Source organism: Desulfovibrio ferrophilus (assembly GCF_003966735.1).
GTDB classification, from domain to species: Bacteria; Desulfobacterota; Desulfovibrionia; order Desulfovibrionales; family Desulfovibrionaceae; genus Desulfovibrio_Q; species Desulfovibrio_Q ferrophilus.
On the sequence record NZ_AP017378.1, the window covers coordinates 1,309,601 to 1,328,240 of the forward strand.

Consider the following 18,640-nt stretch of genomic DNA (forward strand, 5'->3'; position numbering starts at 1 on the left):
TAACGATTCCCAATAACTGATATTGAATACTCATGATGCTCGTAAAGTTGATCAACGGAATTCGGCAGATGCAGTCCCACTATGAAACCTTTCAACCTGACCAGGCCAAGGCTTATCTTGAGTCGCATACGGAAGGCGAATTCACACTTCTCGATGTCCGCGAGGACTGGGAGTACGAGGAGTTCCGTATTCCAGGCGCCACCCATATCCCCTTGTCCGAACTTGGGGACCGGGTCAAAGAGATTGCCAAGGACAAACCCGTATTAGCCTATTGCCGCGCGGGTGGACGCAGTGCCGCAGCCGCAAGTCTGCTCAAAGGGCAGGACTACCCAGTTGTCTACAACATCATGGGTGGTGTGGACGCCTGGCAGGGCGGCTCGGCAGTTGGTCCAGCCACGGCAGGTCTTGCTGCCATTCCGGCGGATGCCTCCATCGAGGACATCATCGCCGTGGCCTGCCGCATGGAAGTCAACCTGGGCAAATTCTATGAGGCACAGGCAGAACAAGCCGAGGATTCCGAAACCGCCGCCACGCTGAAAAAACTGGCGGGATTCGAGGACAAGCACAAGAACTGGCTCTTGATCATCTATCGCCAACTGACTGGTCAGGAACTGGACGGCACCTTCCTCACGGACAGCCTTGCCGATGGCGATCAGCCCTTGGAAGGCGGACTGACTGCGGAAGAATTCATGGAACTCAATCAACCCTGGCTGGACGAACCCGTCAGCGTGGTTGAAACCGGCATGATGTTCGAAACTCAAGCCCTGGACCTGTACATGCGCTACGCAAACAAGGTTGAGGACAAGGAATCCAGGGATCTGCTGCAGAAACTCGCACAGGAAGAAAAGGCACACCTGAAGGCCCTTGGCACCCTGCTGAAGCGTATCGGAGGCTAACAACTTTTTACGCGGGCACAATCCTGCCCTCCGAATTCAAAAAAGCCCCTCGCTTGCTTCCGGCAGGCGAGGGGCTTATTCTTTCGAATCTATGAAAGAGGCTTTCGAAGGTAGACGATGTACTCCTGGTTGCCCTTGGGGCCCTTGAGTTTCGAGGGAACTTCACCCACAAACTCCAACCCAAGTTCGGAAACCAAAAAATGAACGACCTTGTCCACCGCCCCACGACGTAAGGACTCGTCCTTGACAACCCCCTTGACGGTTTGCCCCGGTCCGACCTCGAACTGTGGTTTGACCAGAGCGGCAACCTCGCCTCCAGGACGCAGAAAACGATTACAGGGGGGCATAATCTTGGTCAGCGAAATAAACGAGACATCCGCCACCACAAGATCAACCAATTCGGGGATCAGATCATCAGGAGCCAGGCGCAGATTGACCCGCTCCATGTTCACCACACGAGGATCAGTCCTCAGCTTCTGGTCCAACTGGCCATAGCCCACATCAACGGCATAGACTCTGGTGGCACCATGCTCCAGCAGAACATCAGTAAAGCCACCCGTAGAGGCCCCCGCATCCAGGCATGTCTTGCCCGTGGGGTCCAACCCGAATTCCTCGATGGCCGTCAGCAGCTTGTGTGCCCCGCGCGAAACCCAACGCCGTCCGCCCTTGACCGACAATTCGCTCTCCGGGGACAACTGCTGACCGGGTTTCTCCACAGGAACCTTGTTCCCGTCACGCTCCAGAAACACCTGCCTCGCCATGATCAACCTTTTGGCTTTCTCGCGGCTTTCGGCCAACCCTAGCTGGTGTAACAGGTGATCTGCTCTTATTTTTTTCGGCATCTCAACAATCCTACGGCAATATTCAGTGAAGGGCTCGTTGCACAGCAGTCAGGCATTCAGCACACATGGTTTCGGGCTTGGCATCCAACTCGCGCAACGACAAGCTTCTGGAGCATACACACTCGGCGTTGTTGCATGGGGGGGCTCCCAAAGCCAAGGACAGACTCCCCAGAGTCTGCTTGACCAACCGGGACAACAGGCGTTGGCGGTCCTGCCCTTCTCGCCCCTCAAACCGCGAGGTCATGCGGTGATAGGACACCATGGCGGAACCAGAGTTGGAATATCCGAGCAGGTATTCCACTCCCGGATCGAACAAATCACGTTCGGTCACGCCCAACACAACTCGCTGGGGCTTGTCTTGCCCCAAGGAGAACCGGGCGGCAAGACTTTTGAGCAATGGCATAACCCGATACTGCTCCTGGCCCCGCAACTTTGAAGTCTCCACCAGAAAATCAAATCGCTCCTGCCGCTTCTCTCGCCCGGCCGCAGCGTAGTAGGCCTTCATGAATTCCAAGCGCTCTTGGTGGGTGCTGGGCCGTCCTGTCTTCCCCATGGATGCAACCAGCCTCCGGCTCAATTCAGGCTTGAGTCGGGAAGCCACTTCCCGAAAAGCTGCAAAAACATACCCTTGGGCCTGAGTACGCTGGGGGCTATCCATTGGTTGTCGGTGACCATCAACGGCGACTTGAACACCCAGCAAGGATTCAATACGAACGGCTACTTCTCGCAGCAATCGACGCTGAGGGGTCCCCACCGGCACAAAAACAATTCGGGCATCACCAAGACCTGACTCACCAGCTTCGACAGGAGGCATTCCCGGGCCCTTGTCATTCAAGAACAACATGGCCTGATCCACAAGCTTCGAATCTTCTGCATGCCTCAGCACTGACCGGGCATGGGCAAAGGCCTGATCATCGCGCCCCAGAGATTTCAGCACACGAGCCAGCAACATCTCCGTAGAGGGCATACCAGGGGCCAGGGCCACAGCTTCTTCCAGACGTCTGATGGCAAGATCGTCATGGCCTTGGGTAAGGTCATCAGCGGCAAGCATGGACAACAACTGTGCCCGCTGCCCGCTTGGCAGTTTCCCTGCACCTAATACCTGTTCCAATTCTTCGCGTGGAGCCTCGTACCAACTGACTTTGCGCACTCGAAACATGAGATCATCCACGGGCAAGGCAAGCAGTCCTTCCTCGCCTGCGCCCAAACGGACATGAGTCGCGTCCAGCACAATCTGTCCCAGAGTCGGGTCCATCCCCTGCCAGCATCCGTCCAGAGCGACCTCAACCCAGGCATGTCCACTGAATCCGGGGGGTTGCCGAGAGTCATACAACAGGCCGTACACTTCGCGCACGGCCAGCCCCAGGCTTCGCCCCAACGCCGTATACAGCAGTGCATGTTCCGTGCAGTCACCGCGCTTGTGCTTCAACACGGTCAGCACGTCTGTATATTGGGGGGTTGGATCGTCAATCACATAATTCTGAACGAACTCAACCAGCAGTTCGGCCTGCCTGCGTGCATCCTGTTCTCCCTGCACGGCTCGCCGAGCCAGCGACTTCAGGATGTCATTGCCCGAGGCATAGCGACGTTCAGCCGTTGTGGCCTGTTTGATCTCAACGCTAGATGCCCTCGATGGCTCCACATATAACGTCCCCAACTGGAGCAGTACCGAACCGTCCTCCAGCGTTTGTAAACGTTGACCGGGCCCGGCTTTTAATTTTCTAGCATCGGCACCAAAGGCCTCCATCTCCAGCCCGTCCAACCACTGTGCACCGCCCAGCTCACGATCCACAGGGCATTGAAACAGATTGTAGAGATCAACGGCCCCACTCCCTGCCTGCGCCTGCTCCTTGGACATTCGGCGCATGCTCAGCCCAGCACCGAGTTCCGCACGCAACAAATGCCCCTGAATACCGGTCCGGATGGCATAGACACGTTCTCTGCCATCACGCAGCGAAATATCGAATTCCCCGGTTTCAGAAACTATGGACTGAATAGTTGCCCTATGAACCTGCATTTCTGCATCTTCAAGGGACAGCGCCCGATAGTCCATGACCTGGCCCGATTGTGCCCCTCGGCGAACCCAAAGCTCAGGTGTCAACAAATCCGCGTACACAAAATTCCACGGACGAACCACTGCCTGCTTCATCTCACCGCCAGAATTGGCCCGCACACTCCACTTGTCTTCTCGTGCCAAAATCTCCACACGAATTTTTCCGTCTGATATCAACCGGGCGCTGATCAGCCGGTGCGGGGCCTGGAGGTCAAACAGGAACTCCGATCGCACCCGGGAACGCACACGCTTGCCCATGGACACATAGTTAAGAAACACATCCTCGGCGAACAAATGCCCGGGATGCTCTGCATCCAGTGAGAAGCCACGCTCTGCACGCATATGCCCGGCTTTGATCTCGCCCAGATAGACCCCGAACCATTCTACCCGACGCTCGGACAGCTCCACAGGCGATGGCATCAGGCGTATCAACTCGGCCCGAGCCAGGCTGGCACAGCACACCAACAGGAGTATCAAGATGGCAAGAATATTGGATAATTTTTTCATAATAACTGCCTCAATGGCTCCGTTACACAGAAACCGAAAGCTAGCACGGCTCACCACCAGCCCGCAATGTCACCCTTAAACCCGTATTTATTCCCCACCAAGGTCAACAACAACACTTTCCGCAACCAGTCCTCTGCCCTTGACATGGCAAAAGAATGGTGGATAACAGTCGGTAGCACGTGTTACATTTTAGTAATACGTATCCATTGAAGCACACCAAGGCTGTGCGAACAACTTTCTCACGGAGGAACAACCTATGTCTGGATGCAGGGCCAAAAGCCCACCTGTTGCCCCAGTCAATCTCAGTCACATTAAACCCGACAAGGAGGGAACTATGAGAGAAATCGAAGGCGTCTATTATCAGACCAACGCCCCCAAGGGGATCGACCCTGACAGTATCTTCTTCGTCCAGGTCGATGCCACCAAATGCGAAGCCTGTGGAACCTGTGAGGAAGTTTGCGGAACAGGAGCCATCCAGTCCATTAACGATGAAGGAATCCGTCAGGTGGTAGACCCTGCGGCCTGCATGAACTGCGGCCAATGCCTGGTCAACTGTCCTTATGGCGCCATCTACGAAGGCGTCTCCTACGTTGACGAAATCTTCGAGAAACTGCGCGACCCGGAAACAATCGTTGTTTCAATGCCTGCCCCGGCTGTCCGGTATGGCCTGGGTGAGTGTTTTGGAGCATCCACAGGCACCTATGTAGGCGGCCAGATGCACGCGGCTCTCAAGAAAATGGGATTTGATTATGTCTGGGACAATGAATTCACTGCCGACGTGACCATCATGGAAGAAGGCACCGAACTCATCCAGCGAGTCCAGGAGCAGGGGAAACCCGACGCTCGTCCGTTGCCGCAGTTCACTTCCTGCTGCCCCGGTTGGATCAAGTTTGCCGAGACGTTCTACCCTGACTTGGCCCCCAACCTCTCAAGCTGCAAATCCCCCATCGGCATGCTTGGCCCCCTGGCCAAAACCTATGGCGCACATGAGACTCACACCCCAGCCAAGAAGATGTACACTGTCTCCATCATGCCTTGTATTGCAAAAAAATACGAAGGTTTACGCCCCGAACTCGCCGACAGTGGCTTCAGGGACATCGATGCAACCATCGACACCCGTGAGCTGGCATACATGATCAAAAAAGCTGGCATCGACTTCAACAGCCTGCCCAGCATCGCTCCCGATCCTGCCTTGGGTGCCTCCACAGGCGCAGCCACCATCTTCGGTAACTCCGGTGGTGTCATGGAAGCAGCCTTACGACTGGCCTACGAGGTGCTGTCCGGCAAAAAGCTGGCCAACCCCGAGATCAAAGTCGTTCGCACCCATGAAGGAATCAACACGGCCAATGTCGATGTTCCCGGCTTCGGCACCGTCAAGGTTGCCGTGGTCAGCGGACTCAGCAATGCAGCCAAACTCTGCGACGAAGTACGTGCAGGGAAATCTCCCTACCACTTCATCGAAGTCATGACCTGCCCCGGCGGGTGTGTAAACGGTGGTGGACAACCGCTGGATCCCGACGTGCAGGCATCCCTGTTCCGGAGCACCATCGCCAGGATCAACAAGCGCTTCCGCGCTCGCACCGTTGCCTAAAGGAGGACCATATGAGCAGTTTAGTTACCATGACCCGACGCGGATTCATCAAAACCGCTGGCATCGCTGCCGGCTACTCGGTGTTGAGCATCAATCTGACCCGTCGGGCCTTCGCATCGGCATTGAACTTTGTCGGCCTCAGACAGCAGTCCGTCTACAAGACCGACGCTGAGGTCTACAAGATTCGGAAATCTCAGGACAACCCCATGGTCCAGAAGATTTACAATCATGAAACCGGTTTCCTGCATGAAGGCCCCTGTGGCCACATGTCGCATCACCTGCTGCACACCCACTATGAGGATCGCAGCGCAAGGGTCAATGCCTTGAAGGCCAAGGGCTACAAGCTGGCTCTCTAACAACACTGACAACCTGCCATCCGTACGCAACCTGCCGGAAGGACGATCTGACCCAAGGGTCTGCGTAACGGACCACACCTCGCCCAATATCTTCTCCCGATCTTGACGCCCCCTCCTGCTGCATACCTATTTAAAAAAAATATACTAAAAGTAATATCGCACTTGACAATACAAAGCGTGACCGTTAGCCATTAGCACGTTTTATAAAAACGTAACACACAAACGGAATCGGCCTGCGGCAAGGACTCAATCTGAACCTCAGGGTGGAAAACTCCGGTCAAGTGATCCTTACCCCATCGCGACCGGCTTGCATCTGCCCAATTGTGCTCTTTCCTCCCTGCCGCAGTCGATTCCAGCCATCGAGGAAGCAATATGAGCACGCACATCGGAGTCATCGGCATTATCATTCAGGACAGGGCCAAAGCCGCACCGAAGGTCAACAGAATCCTCACAGATTTTGGGAGCCTGATCATTGCCAGAACAGGCCTGCCCTACAAGGAACGCGGCCTGAGTGTGATCTCGCTGATCGTAGAAGCCAGCACGGACCAGATCGGAGCGCTCACCGGAAAACTCGGTATGCTCGAAGCCGTGAAGGTCAAGTCCCTGGTGGTCAAGCCATGCGTCTAAACCATATTCCCCCTACCTCCACCGTGCTATTTGTTCTCGCCCTCTTTGGGTTGATTCAGGCTACTCCTTGCTTCGCACAGGATAAATCCGAACCATTGGCTCTGGACCCCGTTGTAGTGACTGCCAGAGGATTTGAAAGCCCCCTTTCCACCATCCCCGGCTCCATCGGTGTTGTCGACGAGAATGAAATCGAGCTTGCAACAAAAGCAAGTATTGCCGACGCCGCATCTCGCATCCCCGGCGTCGCCCGCACAGGAGACTCTCCTTGGGGACAGGCCTTGAATATCCGGGGACTTAGTGGATCATCCATCATTTTTCTGATCGACGGTAAACGAGTCAATACTGCGCAGGATATCAATGCTCAGATGGGATTCGTCATGCCTCTGGACATTGAGCGCATCGAAGTCCTCAAGGGACCTGTGAGTGCACTGTACGGAACTGGCTCCATCGGTGGCGTTGTCAACGTCATCACCAAGAAAGGCACCTTCACCAGCGACAATCAGGTGCACGGTGAACTGTCACAATCCTTTTCAACCAACACGGAAGGCACTGACTCTTATGGTCGGGCGATCTTCAGCCAGGAGAACCTGTGGTTGCAGTTGTCAGGCGCCTTCAGAAACCATGACGACTACTCAGGCGGCGACAGTGCATTGATCCCCAACAGCCGCTACGAAGACAAACAGTTCCGGCTCGCATCAGGAATCAAGTGGACGAACAACCTGAGCAGTGAAGTTCAAGTCCTGGTCAACGAGGCCAACGAAATCGGCTTGCCAGGCGGAACATCGACCATGCCTGCCACGGCAATGGTGACATATCCCCGAACGAGCAATGTCATGGTTTCCTTGGATAATACCTGGGAAGTCGAATCGGAGTTCCTGCAGCGCATCAAGGCGGATGCCTACTACATGAAAAATGACCGCAGGGTCCGCCTTGAGAATATTCCCAATCCTGCAGTGAACATGATTCGACCCGGGGCCGATCACGAGACCTGGGGTGGCAAGCTCCAGGGCCTGTTCTGGCTGGGTGACCATACACTCGTGGCAGGAATGGACGCCTGGAATTGGCATATGGTGTCATCCCGCACCAAATTTCTGATCTCGGGGGCCACCATCACAGATAGCCCCACCCCCAACACAACCATGACCTCAAGCGGCGTCTTTGCTGAAGATGACTGGATGCTGACTGAAAATTTGAGCCTGAATCTGGGAGCCAGGCTGGACAGCGTCAACATTGCCAATCAGGAAAGTGCCCTCGCTGAGGAAGGAAGCTCAACCGACTTGGGCTGGAACATCCACGCTGGCCTGGCCTGGCGTTTTGCCGAAGGCTGGAGCCAGAACATGATCGTCGCAAGCAGCTACCGTGTTGCAGATATCATGGAGCGTTTCAAAAACATCAACCTGGGGAACGGCACCGTGTTGTCAGGCAATCCTGACCTTGACCCCGAGCGCTCCATTCATCTGGAATACGGCCTTTGTTACACCAACGAGAAATTCACGGCCTCCGGCAGCGTATTCATGGACACCATCAAAAACTTCATCACCGAAGAACGGGTTTCCAGCACCAGCATCACCATGAAAAATGTGGGGGATGCACGTCTGTATGGAGCAGAAGGTCAAGCGCGCTGGCAATTCATCCCGCACTGGGCACTCTACGGCAACGTGGCATGGCTGTATGGCAGAGACGAGAACTCGGACACTCCGCTTCCGGCTGTTCCCCCTTTGAATGGTGTCACTGGCCTACGTTACGAAAACGACAAGGGATTCTGGACCCAGGGGGAATGTCAGTGGGCAGCAGGCAAGCACAATGTACCCCAGGGAACGGACCCAACACCGGGGTGGGCAACCGCCAATCTATCAGCAGGCATCACTGTCCCTCATAAAGGCCTGGCCCATAGTCTCAGTATAAACCTGAACAACCTGTTCGACCGACGCTTTGTCAACTACCTGGCCAATGCCAGAGGCATCGAACTGCTGGAGCGTGGATTCAATGCGGAACTCATTTACAGCCTGAAATTCTAAGGCATGAGCACCATGAAAATTCGATTTTTCTCTCTGGTCCTGGCCTTTCTATGCGGGTTGACTCTGGCCGTGTTCATGAGTCGTCCGGGGGCCGAAGCTGAATCCCAACCGCCCCCCAAAGGCCTGACCTTTTATACCACCGGCGGCGCGACAACCCCTCAGATGCCCTTTTGGAAAGCTGTTGCGGACAGCGCCATACCTGAACTCGACAATCTAGATGTCCATTATTGGAAGAACCTCGACGACCTGCGAGGGGTCGTACTTGCAGGTCGTGGTGATCTCTGGTTGGGCCACATTGAAGGTTTTGCCCAGGCGGCCATGCGAGGGGCTCCGGTACGCCTGCTGGCTGTCACGGGCTGGCGCAAGTTCAGCATTCTGACCAATGCCCCGAACATCCAAACCCTCGAGGATCTCCTGCAATGTCCCGCCGGAACCGAGCTAGCCGTGGCGCCACCCCAATCTCCGGCGATCCCGATCATGCGGACGATGGAAAGCTTTGGACTTCCCCGATTTGTCTATGTCCCACATGAACCTCGGCAATTGATGCTGGAGTCTTTGCAGAAGCCCTCCATTCTGATTCTGACACCTGAACCGATGACAACAGTCCTGCTGGGCAAGATTCCAGGACTGCATGTTGTAGCCCAAGTCGAAGATTTGTTTGGGCGCTTCACCGGGCGCGTGCCCTTGCTGCCCATCGCAGGAATCGCGATCAACGAACAGCTGGCCCGTCAACGCCCGGAATTGATTCACGCTCTTCAACAAGCGCTTGTAAATGCAGGGCAAGAACTGGCCGAAGCTCCGACAAAAGGCCTTGAGTCACTGCCCGAGGACTTTGAACAATTCATGACCCGAGACATCGTTCGGGATTCACTCAAACGGGACATCATCCTTGTCCGTCCGGCCCGGGAATGTCGCGAGATCATCACCCAATACCTGAGCATGGTCTTGCCCGATGATAATCAATCAGCCATCCACAACCTGCCCGACAGCTTTTTTGGGCAATGATCAAAGTCCTGACACCATATCTATTCTCCATGAGTCTGATCTTTGCCGTGTGGACAGCGGCAAGCCTATGGACCGGACCTATCCTGATCCCAACGCCATGGAGAGTCTTTCCCGCATTGGGTGGCCTGCTTCAGGATGTTGAATTCTGGGGAACCATAGGACTGACTCTGGCGCGAGGAGCATGCGGACTCGTAATGGCCCTGACGGCTGCCCTCATCCTGGGCATCCCGGCCGGGCTATCGCCGGGGTTCATCCGATTGCTCGGCCCACTTGTGGCTGCACTGCAATCCTGTCCACCTGTTCTATGGATCAGTCTGGTTCTTGTCTGGGTGGGAACAGGCTCTGCAGTCCCTGTAGTTGCCGTGTTCGCGTCCATCTTTCCCATCCTGTTCATCAATATCTCCCAGGGCTGCCTATCCATCGATAGGCGCTTACTGACCATGGCTAGCTTGTACAAAGTATCTGCTGCCCGAAAACTCACCCATATTATCCTGCCCGGCGTCACGCCTGCGCTTCTGGCGGGCTTATCTTATGCATTGTCGGCCACCTGGAAGGTCGCTGCCGTGGCCGAATATCTGGGGTCCGGAGAGGGTATAGGAGCACGTATCTACTGGGCTTATCGCATGCTGGACATTCCAGACCTGTTTGCCTGGGCGCTTGTGCTGGCTGGCATTGGCGTGGGATTGGAAATGAGCCTTGTCGCACGGTTACGAAACCTCGCTGCGCGATTCAGGACAACCACGAGGGAGAGCGCATGATCCGCCTGCATAGTGTTGGCAAACACTACGACAACGTTGAGGTTTTACCCCACACCACTCTTCATATCCAAACAGGGAAAGGGCTCTGTCTGACCGGCCCATCAGGATGTGGCAAGACTACGCTGCTTGAAATTGCTGCGGGCCTAAATCCTCCTGACTGTGGACGAATTGAACTCGGTTCGCAGAACATCGGCTGTGTATTCCAGGATGACGCCATCATCCCCTGGCTTGATGCCGAGGCAAATATCACTTTTGTCCTGCACGACAAAAAAAGGCTCCGGCAAAGAATCGCCCGCTACTGGCTGCGCCGCTTCGACCTGCCCCCCCAGATTCTACCCCCGGCAATGAGCGGTGGCATGCGCCGCCGACTGAATCTGGCCCGTGCCTTTGCCGTTTGCCCGGATATCCTGTTTCTGGATGAGCCCTTCGCGTTTCTGGACAGCCAATGGCAACGCAAACTGCTCCTTCTGATTGAGGAATCCTTGCACAAGGGGATGACCATACTTATGGCCAGTCACCAGCTCGGCGCCCTGCGTCAAACACTCCCAAGCCTCGATTATCAGGAATTATCAGCAACATCCGCACAAAACGAATGACGCACGGAGCAATGCTTGCCTCCCCCAATTCAAAGTCATGTCCCATAAACGGACAAGGCCCGGCATATGCCGGGCCTCGTTCAACACAATCAAATCGTTTCAAGCTATCGGGCTTTGAGTCCCAACTTTTCCACCACGGCCTGAGCCGCATTGGCAGTGTAATCCTCTGCTGACAGGCGATCCTTCTCCGCAGGCTCAATGACCAGCGAAGGCCTATTGGCCAACTCGGGCTTGGGAGTAATGCCATACTCGGGCGGGAAGGTGTTCTCGAAATACATTTCCTGGAATCCGATGAATTTGAGCATATGCGCCGTGGCATCAAGAATGGCCAATTCCTCGGACTTGATCAGGCCAGCCTCACGAGCCTTGGCCAAGCCGGCCAGGCATTCGCCGCCCTGGGTGCAGGAGATATGACCATGGTTGTTGGCAGTAAGCATGGCCTCGACCACATCCTGTTCAGTCACCTGAACGACATTGAAGGCATCATCCCCGGCAATGGCCTGATACTTCTCAGCGAAATACTTCACGCGCGGAAAGGAGACTGGATTGCCAATCATGGCAGCCTGGGCCACAGACGGGGTCACGGTCACGGCCTCGAACTTGCGACTTCCAGCGGGCTGGTCGTAGTAGCGATAGACCGGATCGGCATGGTGGGACTGCACACCGAACACTCGGGGCAGGCTCTCGATGGCACCAAGCTCATGCAGCTTCAGGAAACCACTCATGATGGCAGTGATATTGCCCGCATTGCCGATGGGCACGAAAATACATTTGCCGGAAAGATCCCAATCGTACCACTGGGCGACCTCGAAGGCATAGGATTCCTGCCCCAGAATACGCCAGGCATTCTTGGAATTGAGCAAGGCAACCTGATAATTATCCGCCAGATATTCCACGACCTTCATGCAATCATCAAACACGCCCGGAACTTCCAGCACCTCTGCCCCACTGCCCAAAGGCTGGGCCAGTTGTTGAGGAGTGACCTTGCCCTGAGGCAAAATCACCGCACTCTTGATGCGTCCCCCCACGTAGGCAGCATAAAGCGCGGCAGCGGCGGAGGTATCACCAGTGGAGGCGCACACGGCCAGGACTTCATCCAGATCCTGACTGCGGATCAAGGACTTCAGAAAACTGAAAGCGCAGGCCATGCCCCGGTCCTTGAAGGACGCTGAGGGATTCTGCCCATCATTCTTGAAGGCCAGACGCTGGCCCCCCATGCGCTCCTGCAACATTGGGCTGGCCTCGATAATGGGGGTCTGCCCCTCACCCAGGTAGACGATGTCCTCTGGATCAACGACCGGGGCCATGAGCTCATAGAACCGGAAAATGCCTCGCAGGGCGCTATCTTTAGAGCACATCCGGGCATCGAAAATCTCGCGCCAAGTCTGGCCGGAAGTCTGCTTCAGATCATCAAAGCCATTGTCCCGCAGCAGGAACACGTCCCCACACTTGGGGCAGGTGTAATGCAACTCGTCAATGCCATAGACCGCGCCGCAGCCCAGGCAAAAATATTCCATCCGGCCTCGATACGCCGGGAACGCGCTTGATTCTGACATGTCGTGTCCTCTATCTGATCCTTGAGGGAATATGAAACAGGCAACAAGGTAGAAAGATGCGAGCCGCTAGGCAAGCACTCTTTGAAGTGGCCTTTCGCTAACAGATTCTCAGGCGATGACCTTGCGCAAACGCAGATCATCAGCCAAAGCCAATCAACTCCAGATGGCAGGAACGCAGATGGAAAGGATTACGCCGCCCATCCCGGCCTTGACCGTCAGTCCGAAGAACTTGCCCCACATGGCTCCCCAGGCAGCAGCTCGGGCCTCGTCAAAGGAGCGTCCCATAAGCGTCTCCACCAACAGGCAACCACCATAGGCACCGAGAAGAGCACCAGGTAATGCGCCGATGCCAAACAGGAATCCAGCACCGATAATGGCACCGGCAATGGCTCCGATGATTCCACCTATGTTCCCCTTGCCCGAGGCTCCGTATTTCTTGGAACCCTTGAGCTGGATTACGAATTCCAGCACCTCGGCAATCACAGCAAGCCCGGCCAGTCCGCCGAACCACATCCAGGTCAGAGGCATCTCGGGGTGCATGGCCTTCCAGCCTGCCACCAGGGCCAGCAGCACCCAGTTCGCAGGCAGGCTGAAAATATGCAGCCCCAGTACGCCAAAGCAGATGATGATATACAGCCCTGCCCAAATCTGGCCAAAATCCATGGCCTAATCCTCCTGGCTTCTCTGGTCCACAACGCGTTGCGCCTTGCCCTCGCTCTTGGGCAGGCTGTCACTCTGTACTAAATCGACCCGGGGAGTGACCAGGATTTCGTTGCAGAGTTGGGTCTGAATCTTCTTCTGCAGTCCTTTCAGAATGCGCATGTCTTCCTCAAAGAAGTCTTCTTTGATCTCCACGCGTACGCGAATCTGATCAATGAATCCTTCCTTCTCCAGCACAATCTGATAGTTCTCTCCAACCTCAGGCAGTCCCATCAGTACCTGTTCGATCTGCATGGGGTAAATATTCACACCCTTGATGATCATCATGTCATCGGCTCGGCCGGCGATGCGATCCAGCCGACGATGCGCCCGACCACAGGCACAGGTGCCCGGAATGAAGCGGCACAAGTCCTTGGTGCGGTAGCGGATGATGGGCATACCCTCCCGAGTGATTGTGGTCATGACCACCTCGCCCAACTCACCCTCCTTGACCGGCTCCAAGGTTTCTGGGTCGAGTATTTCAACTATAAAGGCATCTTCCCAGACGTGCATCCCGTCTTGATGCACACACTCGAAAGCCACACCCGGGCCGTTCATCTCGGACAATCCATAGGAATTGTAGGCTTTCAGATTGAGCATCTCCTCAATCTTACGGCGAACTTCCTCGGTATGCGGCTCGGCACCAATCAAGGCGATGCTGGGTGTGAAAGTGGCTGGATCAATGCCCGCAGCTTCCAGAGCGCCCGCAAAATACAAGGCATAGGACGGGATGATGTGCAGCACGTCCACATCGAAATCCTGGATCATCTTGATCTGACGCTTGGTGTTTCCAGCCCCGGAGGGAATCGTCAGGCACCCAAGTCGTTCGGCACCGTAATGGATGCCCAATCCGCCGGTAAACAAGCCATAGCCAGCCATATTCTGAAAACGATGTTCGGCGCGCACACCGGCAATATGCATGCTACGAGCCATCAGGTTCGCCCATGTATTCAGATCATTCTGGGTATAGAAGATAACGGTGGGAGTGCCTGTGGTGCCCGACGAAGCGTGCAAGCGAACGATTTCATCGGTGGAGCAAGTCAATAGACCGTAGGGATAATTATCCCGCAAATCCTGCTTGGTGGTCAGAGGCAGGCGCCGGATGTCGTCCACAGAAGTGATGGAGTCGACATTGAAGCCCTTGAGCTTTTCACCATAGTACGGAGAACGCATGGCGCGTTCCACGGTACTTTTCAGACGAACAGTTTGTAGATTATCGATTTCTTCGCGAGACAAAGTTTCTGCGGTATCGAAGTACACGATGAGCTCCCAAATATCTGTGTTATTGGCGGAATGCGCAGCCCCTAAACCGGGTCTGGCTCTCGGGAAAGATTACGAAAAGCGGTATACTCTTTATCGAAATAAAGTTCCACCATTCCAGTCGGTCCGTTGCGGTGCTTGCCGATAATGACTTCGGCAATGTTGGCCTTGGGATTATCAGGCGCGTCATTATACACGGAGTCACGATACAGGAACATGATCATGTCAGCATCCTGCTCAATGGCTCCGGATTCGCGCAGGTCAGACAGCTTGGGCTTTTTGTCCGTACGTTCTTCCACCTTACGGTTCAGCTGCGACAAGGCGATGACCGGAACATTGATTTCCTTGGCCAAAGCTTTGAGCGTCCGCGAAATTTCGGAGATTTCCTGTTCGCGGGAATCGATCTTGCGACCAGCACGCATCAGCTGCAGATAGTCGACAACGACCAACCCAAGATCCTTTTCAGCCTTCAGTCGACGACAACGAGCCCGCAGTTCCAAGGTACTGATGGAAGGTGTATCATCGATAAAAAGCGGTGCCTGCGAGAGATAATCTCCAGCATCGTACAGACGAGCCCAATCCTCGTCATCAAGATAGCCGCGACGCAGGCTGGACAGATTGACCCGAGCCTTGGTGCACAGCATACGCATCATCAGCTGGTCCATACCCATTTCAAGGGAAAAGACCACAGACGGCACGCCGTAGTCGGCGGCGGCATTCAGCGCAAGGTTCAGGGCAAAGGATGTCTTACCCATGGCAGGACGAGCCGCTACAATGATCAGGTCAGTGGGCTGCAAGCCCGCCGTAATCTCGTTCAACTCGTGGAAACCGGTAGGCACACCCGTGACCAGTTCCTTGCGGTTGTACAACTCGGTCAGCTTATCAAAAACCGACTGCAGCAATTCCTTGGAACTGACGTACGACTTGTTGGAACGGGCCTCGGAAATGGCAAAGATGGACTGCTCGGATTCGTCCAGCAGGCTGTCCACCTCGTTGCGTCCTTCGAAACAGTTCTCGATAATGGACGAGGCCACTGAGATCAGCTGGCGCTGCACCGAACGATCACGAACGATCTTGGCGTGGTGCGGAGCGTTCGCTGCGGCAACGGTGCTAGCGGCCAGTTCGGCCAGATAGACGGCACCACCCACATCGTCCAGCTGACCCTGCAGAGATAATTCTTCCTGCACGGTCAAAAGGTCCATGGGTTTGGACTTGCGGAACAGTTCTTGGAAGGCTTGGTAGATGGTCCGGTGAACCGGAGAGTAGAAGTCGTCGGGGCCGAGGATATCCACCAGATCGTGGAAGACCTCGTTCTTCATGAAAACCCCGCCTAGAACAGCCTGCTCGGCTTCCAGGTTATGGGGGGGACTTTGCGCAGGAGGTCACTGGTTGTCCTGTCCAAGTCGCCGCCAGAAGCGGCGCCGGTCCCGTAGGACCGGCGCTGCGCTGTGGTATTATTCGGTCGGTTGTTCGTCAGCCTGTTCTGCGTCATCGCTGGCGGTTACTTCCTCGGTGGTCTCGACTTCAGCAGCCTTTTCCTCAGCGAGGGCGGCGGCTTTAGCCTCGGAGGCAGCCAATTCGGCTTCCTCAATGGTGATGGGCTCACCTTCAACCCAGTTGTGGCGCACCACAGCGACTTTGATTTCACAAGTCACATCGGGGTGCAGCTTCACGGGAAGAGTGTACTCGCCCAGGGCGCGAATCGGATCGCCAAGCACGATCTTCTTCCGATCCACTTCTATGCCCATCTCGAGCAACTCGTCAACGACATTGGCGGTGGTGACGGAGCCGTACATCCTGTCGCCTTCACCCACGCGAACGCGGACGATGGCACGGGACTCGACCAACTTGTCAGCCAGCTCCTGAGCCGCAGACTTGATGGAATCCATCTCGGACTGCAGCTTTTTGCGCTCCAGTTCGAAGGCCTTCAGATTGCCCTTGGTGGCGGTCATAGCCAGCCCCTGGGGCACCAGATAGTTGCGCCCGAAACCGGGCTTGACTTCGACGATATCACCAAGATGACCAAGGTTATCGACGTCGGCGCGTAAAATCAGCTTCATGTCGATTCCTCCTTAGATGGTCCTCTTGCGCACAGCAGAGCTATGCACAGCGGTGTAATACAGCAGAGCCATCTGGCGAGCGCGCTTGATCTCAGTAGTCAGGCGGCGCTGATGCTTGGCACAGGTTCCAGTAATACGGCGAGGAATGATCTTGCCACGCTCGGTGATGAAATCCCTCAGGATATCAGCACGCTTGTAATCGATGGGCAATTCCTTGTCTGCGCAGAAGCGGCAGAACTTACGCCGGGGGGTAAACTTTTTACGGAAAGCCATTTACGCAACCTCCTCGACGTCTTCAAGTTTAACGGTCACGAACTTGAAAATGCCATCCGTGATACGGATGTTGCGCTCCAGTTCAGCCACGGCGGGGCCGGGCATCACGGAATTGATCAGCACGTAGTAACCGCGATCCATCTTGCGCACGGCGTAAGCCAGATCGCGCATGCCCCACTCATCCATTTCCAGGATCTTGCCACCTTCACGCTCAATAATGGCGATCAGGTTGTCAAGAATGCCCTGGCGTTCCTCAGCTGACAACTCAGGGGAGAGCAGCAGCAGATTCTCATACTTTCGCATGCCAAAACCTCCTTATGGTCATACGGCCCCCGCCACTTGGCGGGAGCAAGGCGAACAGGGGCTATTAGCCCCTTTGAATATCTCTGTCAAGAAGGTATTCACGCGGGTTCATACCCATCAGGCAGTAGACTTCGTAACTGATAGTCCCCCACCACTCGGCCAATTCGCAGGCACTGATCGCTGCGGGGGAGTTCCCACCCAGCAACCAGACGGTATCCCCGGCGCGAGCATCCGCTACATCAGTAACATCAACAGCGGTCATTTGCATACAGACACGACCGACCACTGGCACCCGTTTGTCACCAACGACCATCCAGCCCTTGCTGGACAGATTGCGGGAATAATTATCCGCATAGCCCACACCGACAATGGCCACCCGCATGTCTCGTTCGGCACGATACGTCAGACCATAGTTAATACCCTCGCCTGCCTTCAGGTCATGAACCTGATAGATACGCGAGGTAACTTCCATGGTCGGGCGCAGACAGCAACCCAACTCTTCCCTGCTTGTCCCATAGAAAGGGTTGCCACCATACAGTGAAATACCCGGGCGCTGCCCATCGAAATGATATTCCGGAAAAGCCAGCAGTGCAGCTGAATTGCACAGGTTGGCCTCGATCTCCAGACCACCGGCGCGCAAGACATCCACGACGCCCTTGAACCGTGCGCCCTGCTCATGGACATGTGCTTCCTGCTCAGGTTCATCCGCCGTAGCCAGATGCGAGGACACCATTATGGCCTCGAGATTCGGCAGACTCTGCACCAGCTCCAAAACCTCAGAAGCTTCTTCGGGCAAAAAACCGAGGCGGCGCATTCCCGTATCGAATTTCAAAGAGACCCGGGCCTTGCGTCTGGCAAGCACGGCAGCTTCATTCAGCCTACGAAGCTGTTCACGTCGCCCACAGAAACAAATGACATCATGCGCCACAGCCAGAGGGTAATCTTCCGGCAATTGTGCCCCGAGCAGCGCAACAACACGGCCCGTAAAGGTCGTATTCGCCAGAGATGCGGCTTCCTCCACCGTCCCCACGGCCAGGGTTTTGGCCCCTGCCCCGGCAAGTGCTTCTGCAACCACAGCCAATCCATGCCCATATGCATCGGATTTGACCACGCCGTAACAATTGCCGCCACGACGGTTCATTTCCAAAAAATTATCAGCAATGGCCCGGACATGTATCCTGGCTCGAACATGATTGTACCCAATACTCATGTGCTTTCTCCTTTTTGCAAATCCGGGCAC

18 protein-coding genes are annotated in these 18,640 nt (G+C 55.4%); 8 read left to right on the forward strand and 10 right to left on the reverse strand.

Translation table 11 applies throughout. From position 1 onward, the window contains the following. Nucleotides 1-32 precede the first annotated feature (32 nt). Nucleotides 33-896, forward strand: a complete 864-nt coding sequence (locus tag EL361_RS06090) for a rhodanese-like domain-containing protein (RefSeq protein ID WP_126377624.1) — start codon at nt 33-35, stop codon at nt 894-896. 89 nt (nt 897-985) lie between these two features. Here EL361_RS06090 and EL361_RS06095 read toward each other — a convergent pair whose 3' ends face one another. Then, nucleotides 986-1,738 carry a TlyA family RNA methyltransferase gene (locus EL361_RS06095; protein WP_126377626.1) on the reverse strand — a complete coding sequence of 251 codons (753 nt, stop codon included), beginning with the start codon at nt 1,736-1,738 and terminating at the stop codon, nt 986-988. Nucleotides 1,739-1,760: 22 nt separating this feature from the next. After that, nucleotides 1,761-4,298, reverse strand: a complete 2,538-nt coding sequence (locus tag EL361_RS06100; protein WP_126377628.1) for a transglutaminase domain-containing protein — start codon at nt 4,296-4,298, stop codon at nt 1,761-1,763. A 256-nt stretch (nt 4,299-4,554) separates the two neighbouring features. Between EL361_RS06100 and EL361_RS06105 the strand changes: the two genes are divergently transcribed. The 7 genes from EL361_RS06105 to EL361_RS06135 all read left to right on the forward strand — a co-directional run bounded on the left by EL361_RS06105 (nt 4,555) and on the right by EL361_RS06135 (nt 11,249). Then, nucleotides 4,555-5,889 (forward strand): [FeFe] hydrogenase, group A, encoded by a 1,335-nt coding sequence (locus EL361_RS06105; protein WP_126377630.1) that lies wholly within the window; start codon nt 4,555-4,557, stop codon nt 5,887-5,889. Nucleotides 5,890-5,900: 11 nt separating this feature from the next. Then, nucleotides 5,901-6,245, forward strand: coding sequence for an iron hydrogenase small subunit (locus tag EL361_RS06110; RefSeq protein ID WP_126377632.1), 345 nt, complete (start codon nt 5,901-5,903; stop codon nt 6,243-6,245). Nucleotides 6,246-6,617: 372 nt separating this feature from the next. Continuing rightward, nucleotides 6,618-6,872: a TM1266 family iron-only hydrogenase system putative regulator gene (locus EL361_RS06115; RefSeq protein WP_126377633.1), complete on the forward strand. Its 255-nt coding sequence runs from the start codon at nt 6,618-6,620 to the stop codon at nt 6,870-6,872. Further along, entirely contained in the window at nt 6,863-8,890 is a 2,028-nt protein-coding gene (locus EL361_RS06120) for a TonB-dependent receptor plug domain-containing protein (protein ID WP_126377635.1), read from the forward strand. Before EL361_RS06115 ends, EL361_RS06120 begins: the two co-directional genes overlap by 10 nt. Nucleotides 8,891-8,902: 12 nt before the next feature. Beyond that, nucleotides 8,903-9,895, forward strand: coding sequence for an ABC transporter substrate-binding protein (locus EL361_RS06125; RefSeq protein ID WP_126377637.1), 993 nt, complete (start codon nt 8,903-8,905; stop codon nt 9,893-9,895). After that, nucleotides 9,892-10,653 (forward strand): ABC transporter permease, encoded by a 762-nt coding sequence (locus EL361_RS06130; protein WP_126377639.1) that lies wholly within the window; start codon nt 9,892-9,894, stop codon nt 10,651-10,653. The genes EL361_RS06125 and EL361_RS06130 overlap by 4 nt, the downstream gene beginning before the upstream one ends. Next, nucleotides 10,650-11,249, forward strand: a complete 600-nt coding sequence (locus tag EL361_RS06135; RefSeq protein ID WP_126377640.1) for an ATP-binding cassette domain-containing protein — start codon at nt 10,650-10,652, stop codon at nt 11,247-11,249. Before EL361_RS06130 ends, EL361_RS06135 begins: the two co-directional genes overlap by 4 nt. Before the next feature lie 104 nt (nt 11,250-11,353). Here the strand turns inward: EL361_RS06135 and thrC are convergent, their stop codons facing one another. From thrC to alr, 8 genes are all read right to left on the reverse strand, one after another. Further along, entirely contained in the window at nt 11,354-12,805 is a 1,452-nt protein-coding gene (thrC, locus tag EL361_RS06140; RefSeq protein WP_126377642.1) for a threonine synthase, read from the reverse strand. Between the two features lie 153 nt (nt 12,806-12,958). Further along, nucleotides 12,959-13,468 (reverse strand): DUF456 domain-containing protein, encoded by a 510-nt coding sequence (locus EL361_RS06145; protein ID WP_126377644.1) that lies wholly within the window; start codon nt 13,466-13,468, stop codon nt 12,959-12,961. A gap of 3 nt (nt 13,469-13,471) precedes the next feature. Then, nucleotides 13,472-14,764, reverse strand: a complete 1,293-nt coding sequence (locus EL361_RS06150) for a phenylacetate--CoA ligase family protein (protein WP_172961651.1) — start codon at nt 14,762-14,764, stop codon at nt 13,472-13,474. 44 nt (nt 14,765-14,808) lie between these two features. After that, a complete protein-coding gene (dnaB, locus tag EL361_RS06155) occupies nt 14,809-16,083 on the reverse strand; it encodes a replicative DNA helicase (RefSeq protein ID WP_338031064.1) in 1,275 nt (424 codons plus the stop codon). Nucleotides 16,084-16,218: 135 nt separating this feature from the next. After that, nucleotides 16,219-16,824 carry a 50S ribosomal protein L9 gene (gene rplI / locus EL361_RS06160; RefSeq protein ID WP_126377649.1) on the reverse strand — a complete coding sequence of 202 codons (606 nt, stop codon included), beginning with the start codon at nt 16,822-16,824 and terminating at the stop codon, nt 16,219-16,221. Nucleotides 16,825-16,836: 12 nt separating this feature from the next. Beyond that, nucleotides 16,837-17,097 carry a 30S ribosomal protein S18 gene (gene rpsR, locus EL361_RS06165; protein ID WP_126377651.1) on the reverse strand — a complete coding sequence of 87 codons (261 nt, stop codon included), beginning with the start codon at nt 17,095-17,097 and terminating at the stop codon, nt 16,837-16,839. Beyond that, nucleotides 17,098-17,400: a 30S ribosomal protein S6 gene (gene rpsF, locus EL361_RS06170; RefSeq protein ID WP_126377653.1), complete on the reverse strand. Its 303-nt coding sequence runs from the start codon at nt 17,398-17,400 to the stop codon at nt 17,098-17,100. 64 nt (nt 17,401-17,464) lie between these two features. Further along, nucleotides 17,465-18,610 (reverse strand): alanine racemase, encoded by a 1,146-nt coding sequence (gene alr, locus EL361_RS06175; protein WP_126377655.1) that lies wholly within the window; start codon nt 18,608-18,610, stop codon nt 17,465-17,467. Between the last annotated feature and the right edge of the window lie 30 nt (nt 18,611-18,640).

Bases quoted from the DNA above. Each gene is read 5' to 3' on its own strand.
- EL361_RS06090 (WP_126377624.1), top strand. From the start codon at position 33: ATGATGCTCGTAAAGTTGATCAACGGAATTCGGCAGATGCAGTCCCAC.
- EL361_RS06130 (WP_126377639.1), top strand. From the start codon at position 9,892: ATGATCAAAGTCCTGACACCATATCTATTCTCCATGAGTCTGATCTTT.
- rplI (WP_126377649.1), bottom strand. From the start codon at position 16,824: ATGAAGCTGATTTTACGCGCCGACGTCGATAACCTTGGTCATCTTGGT.
- rpsR (WP_126377651.1), bottom strand. From the start codon at position 17,097: ATGGCTTTCCGTAAAAAGTTTACCCCCCGGCGTAAGTTCTGCCGCTTC.
- alr (WP_126377655.1), bottom strand. From the start codon at position 18,610: ATGAGTATTGGGTACAATCATGTTCGAGCCAGGATACATGTCCGGGCC.
- dnaB (WP_338031064.1), bottom strand. From the start codon at position 16,083: ATGAAGAACGAGGTCTTCCACGATCTGGTGGATATCCTCGGCCCCGAC.
- EL361_RS06115 (WP_126377633.1), top strand. From the start codon at position 6,618: ATGAGCACGCACATCGGAGTCATCGGCATTATCATTCAGGACAGGGCC.
- EL361_RS06105 (WP_126377630.1), top strand. From the start codon at position 4,555: ATGTCTGGATGCAGGGCCAAAAGCCCACCTGTTGCCCCAGTCAATCTC.
- EL361_RS06135 (WP_126377640.1), top strand. From the start codon at position 10,650: ATGATCCGCCTGCATAGTGTTGGCAAACACTACGACAACGTTGAGGTT.
- EL361_RS06125 (WP_126377637.1), top strand. From the start codon at position 8,903: ATGAAAATTCGATTTTTCTCTCTGGTCCTGGCCTTTCTATGCGGGTTG.
- EL361_RS06100 (WP_126377628.1), bottom strand. From the start codon at position 4,298: ATGAAAAAATTATCCAATATTCTTGCCATCTTGATACTCCTGTTGGTG.
- EL361_RS06110 (WP_126377632.1), top strand. From the start codon at position 5,901: ATGAGCAGTTTAGTTACCATGACCCGACGCGGATTCATCAAAACCGCT.
- EL361_RS06095 (WP_126377626.1), bottom strand. From the start codon at position 1,738: ATGCCGAAAAAAATAAGAGCAGATCACCTGTTACACCAGCTAGGGTTG.
- thrC (WP_126377642.1), bottom strand. From the start codon at position 12,805: ATGTCAGAATCAAGCGCGTTCCCGGCGTATCGAGGCCGGATGGAATAT.
- EL361_RS06120 (WP_126377635.1), top strand. From the start codon at position 6,863: ATGCGTCTAAACCATATTCCCCCTACCTCCACCGTGCTATTTGTTCTC.
- EL361_RS06145 (WP_126377644.1), bottom strand. From the start codon at position 13,468: ATGGATTTTGGCCAGATTTGGGCAGGGCTGTATATCATCATCTGCTTT.
- rpsF (WP_126377653.1), bottom strand. From the start codon at position 17,400: ATGCGAAAGTATGAGAATCTGCTGCTGCTCTCCCCTGAGTTGTCAGCT.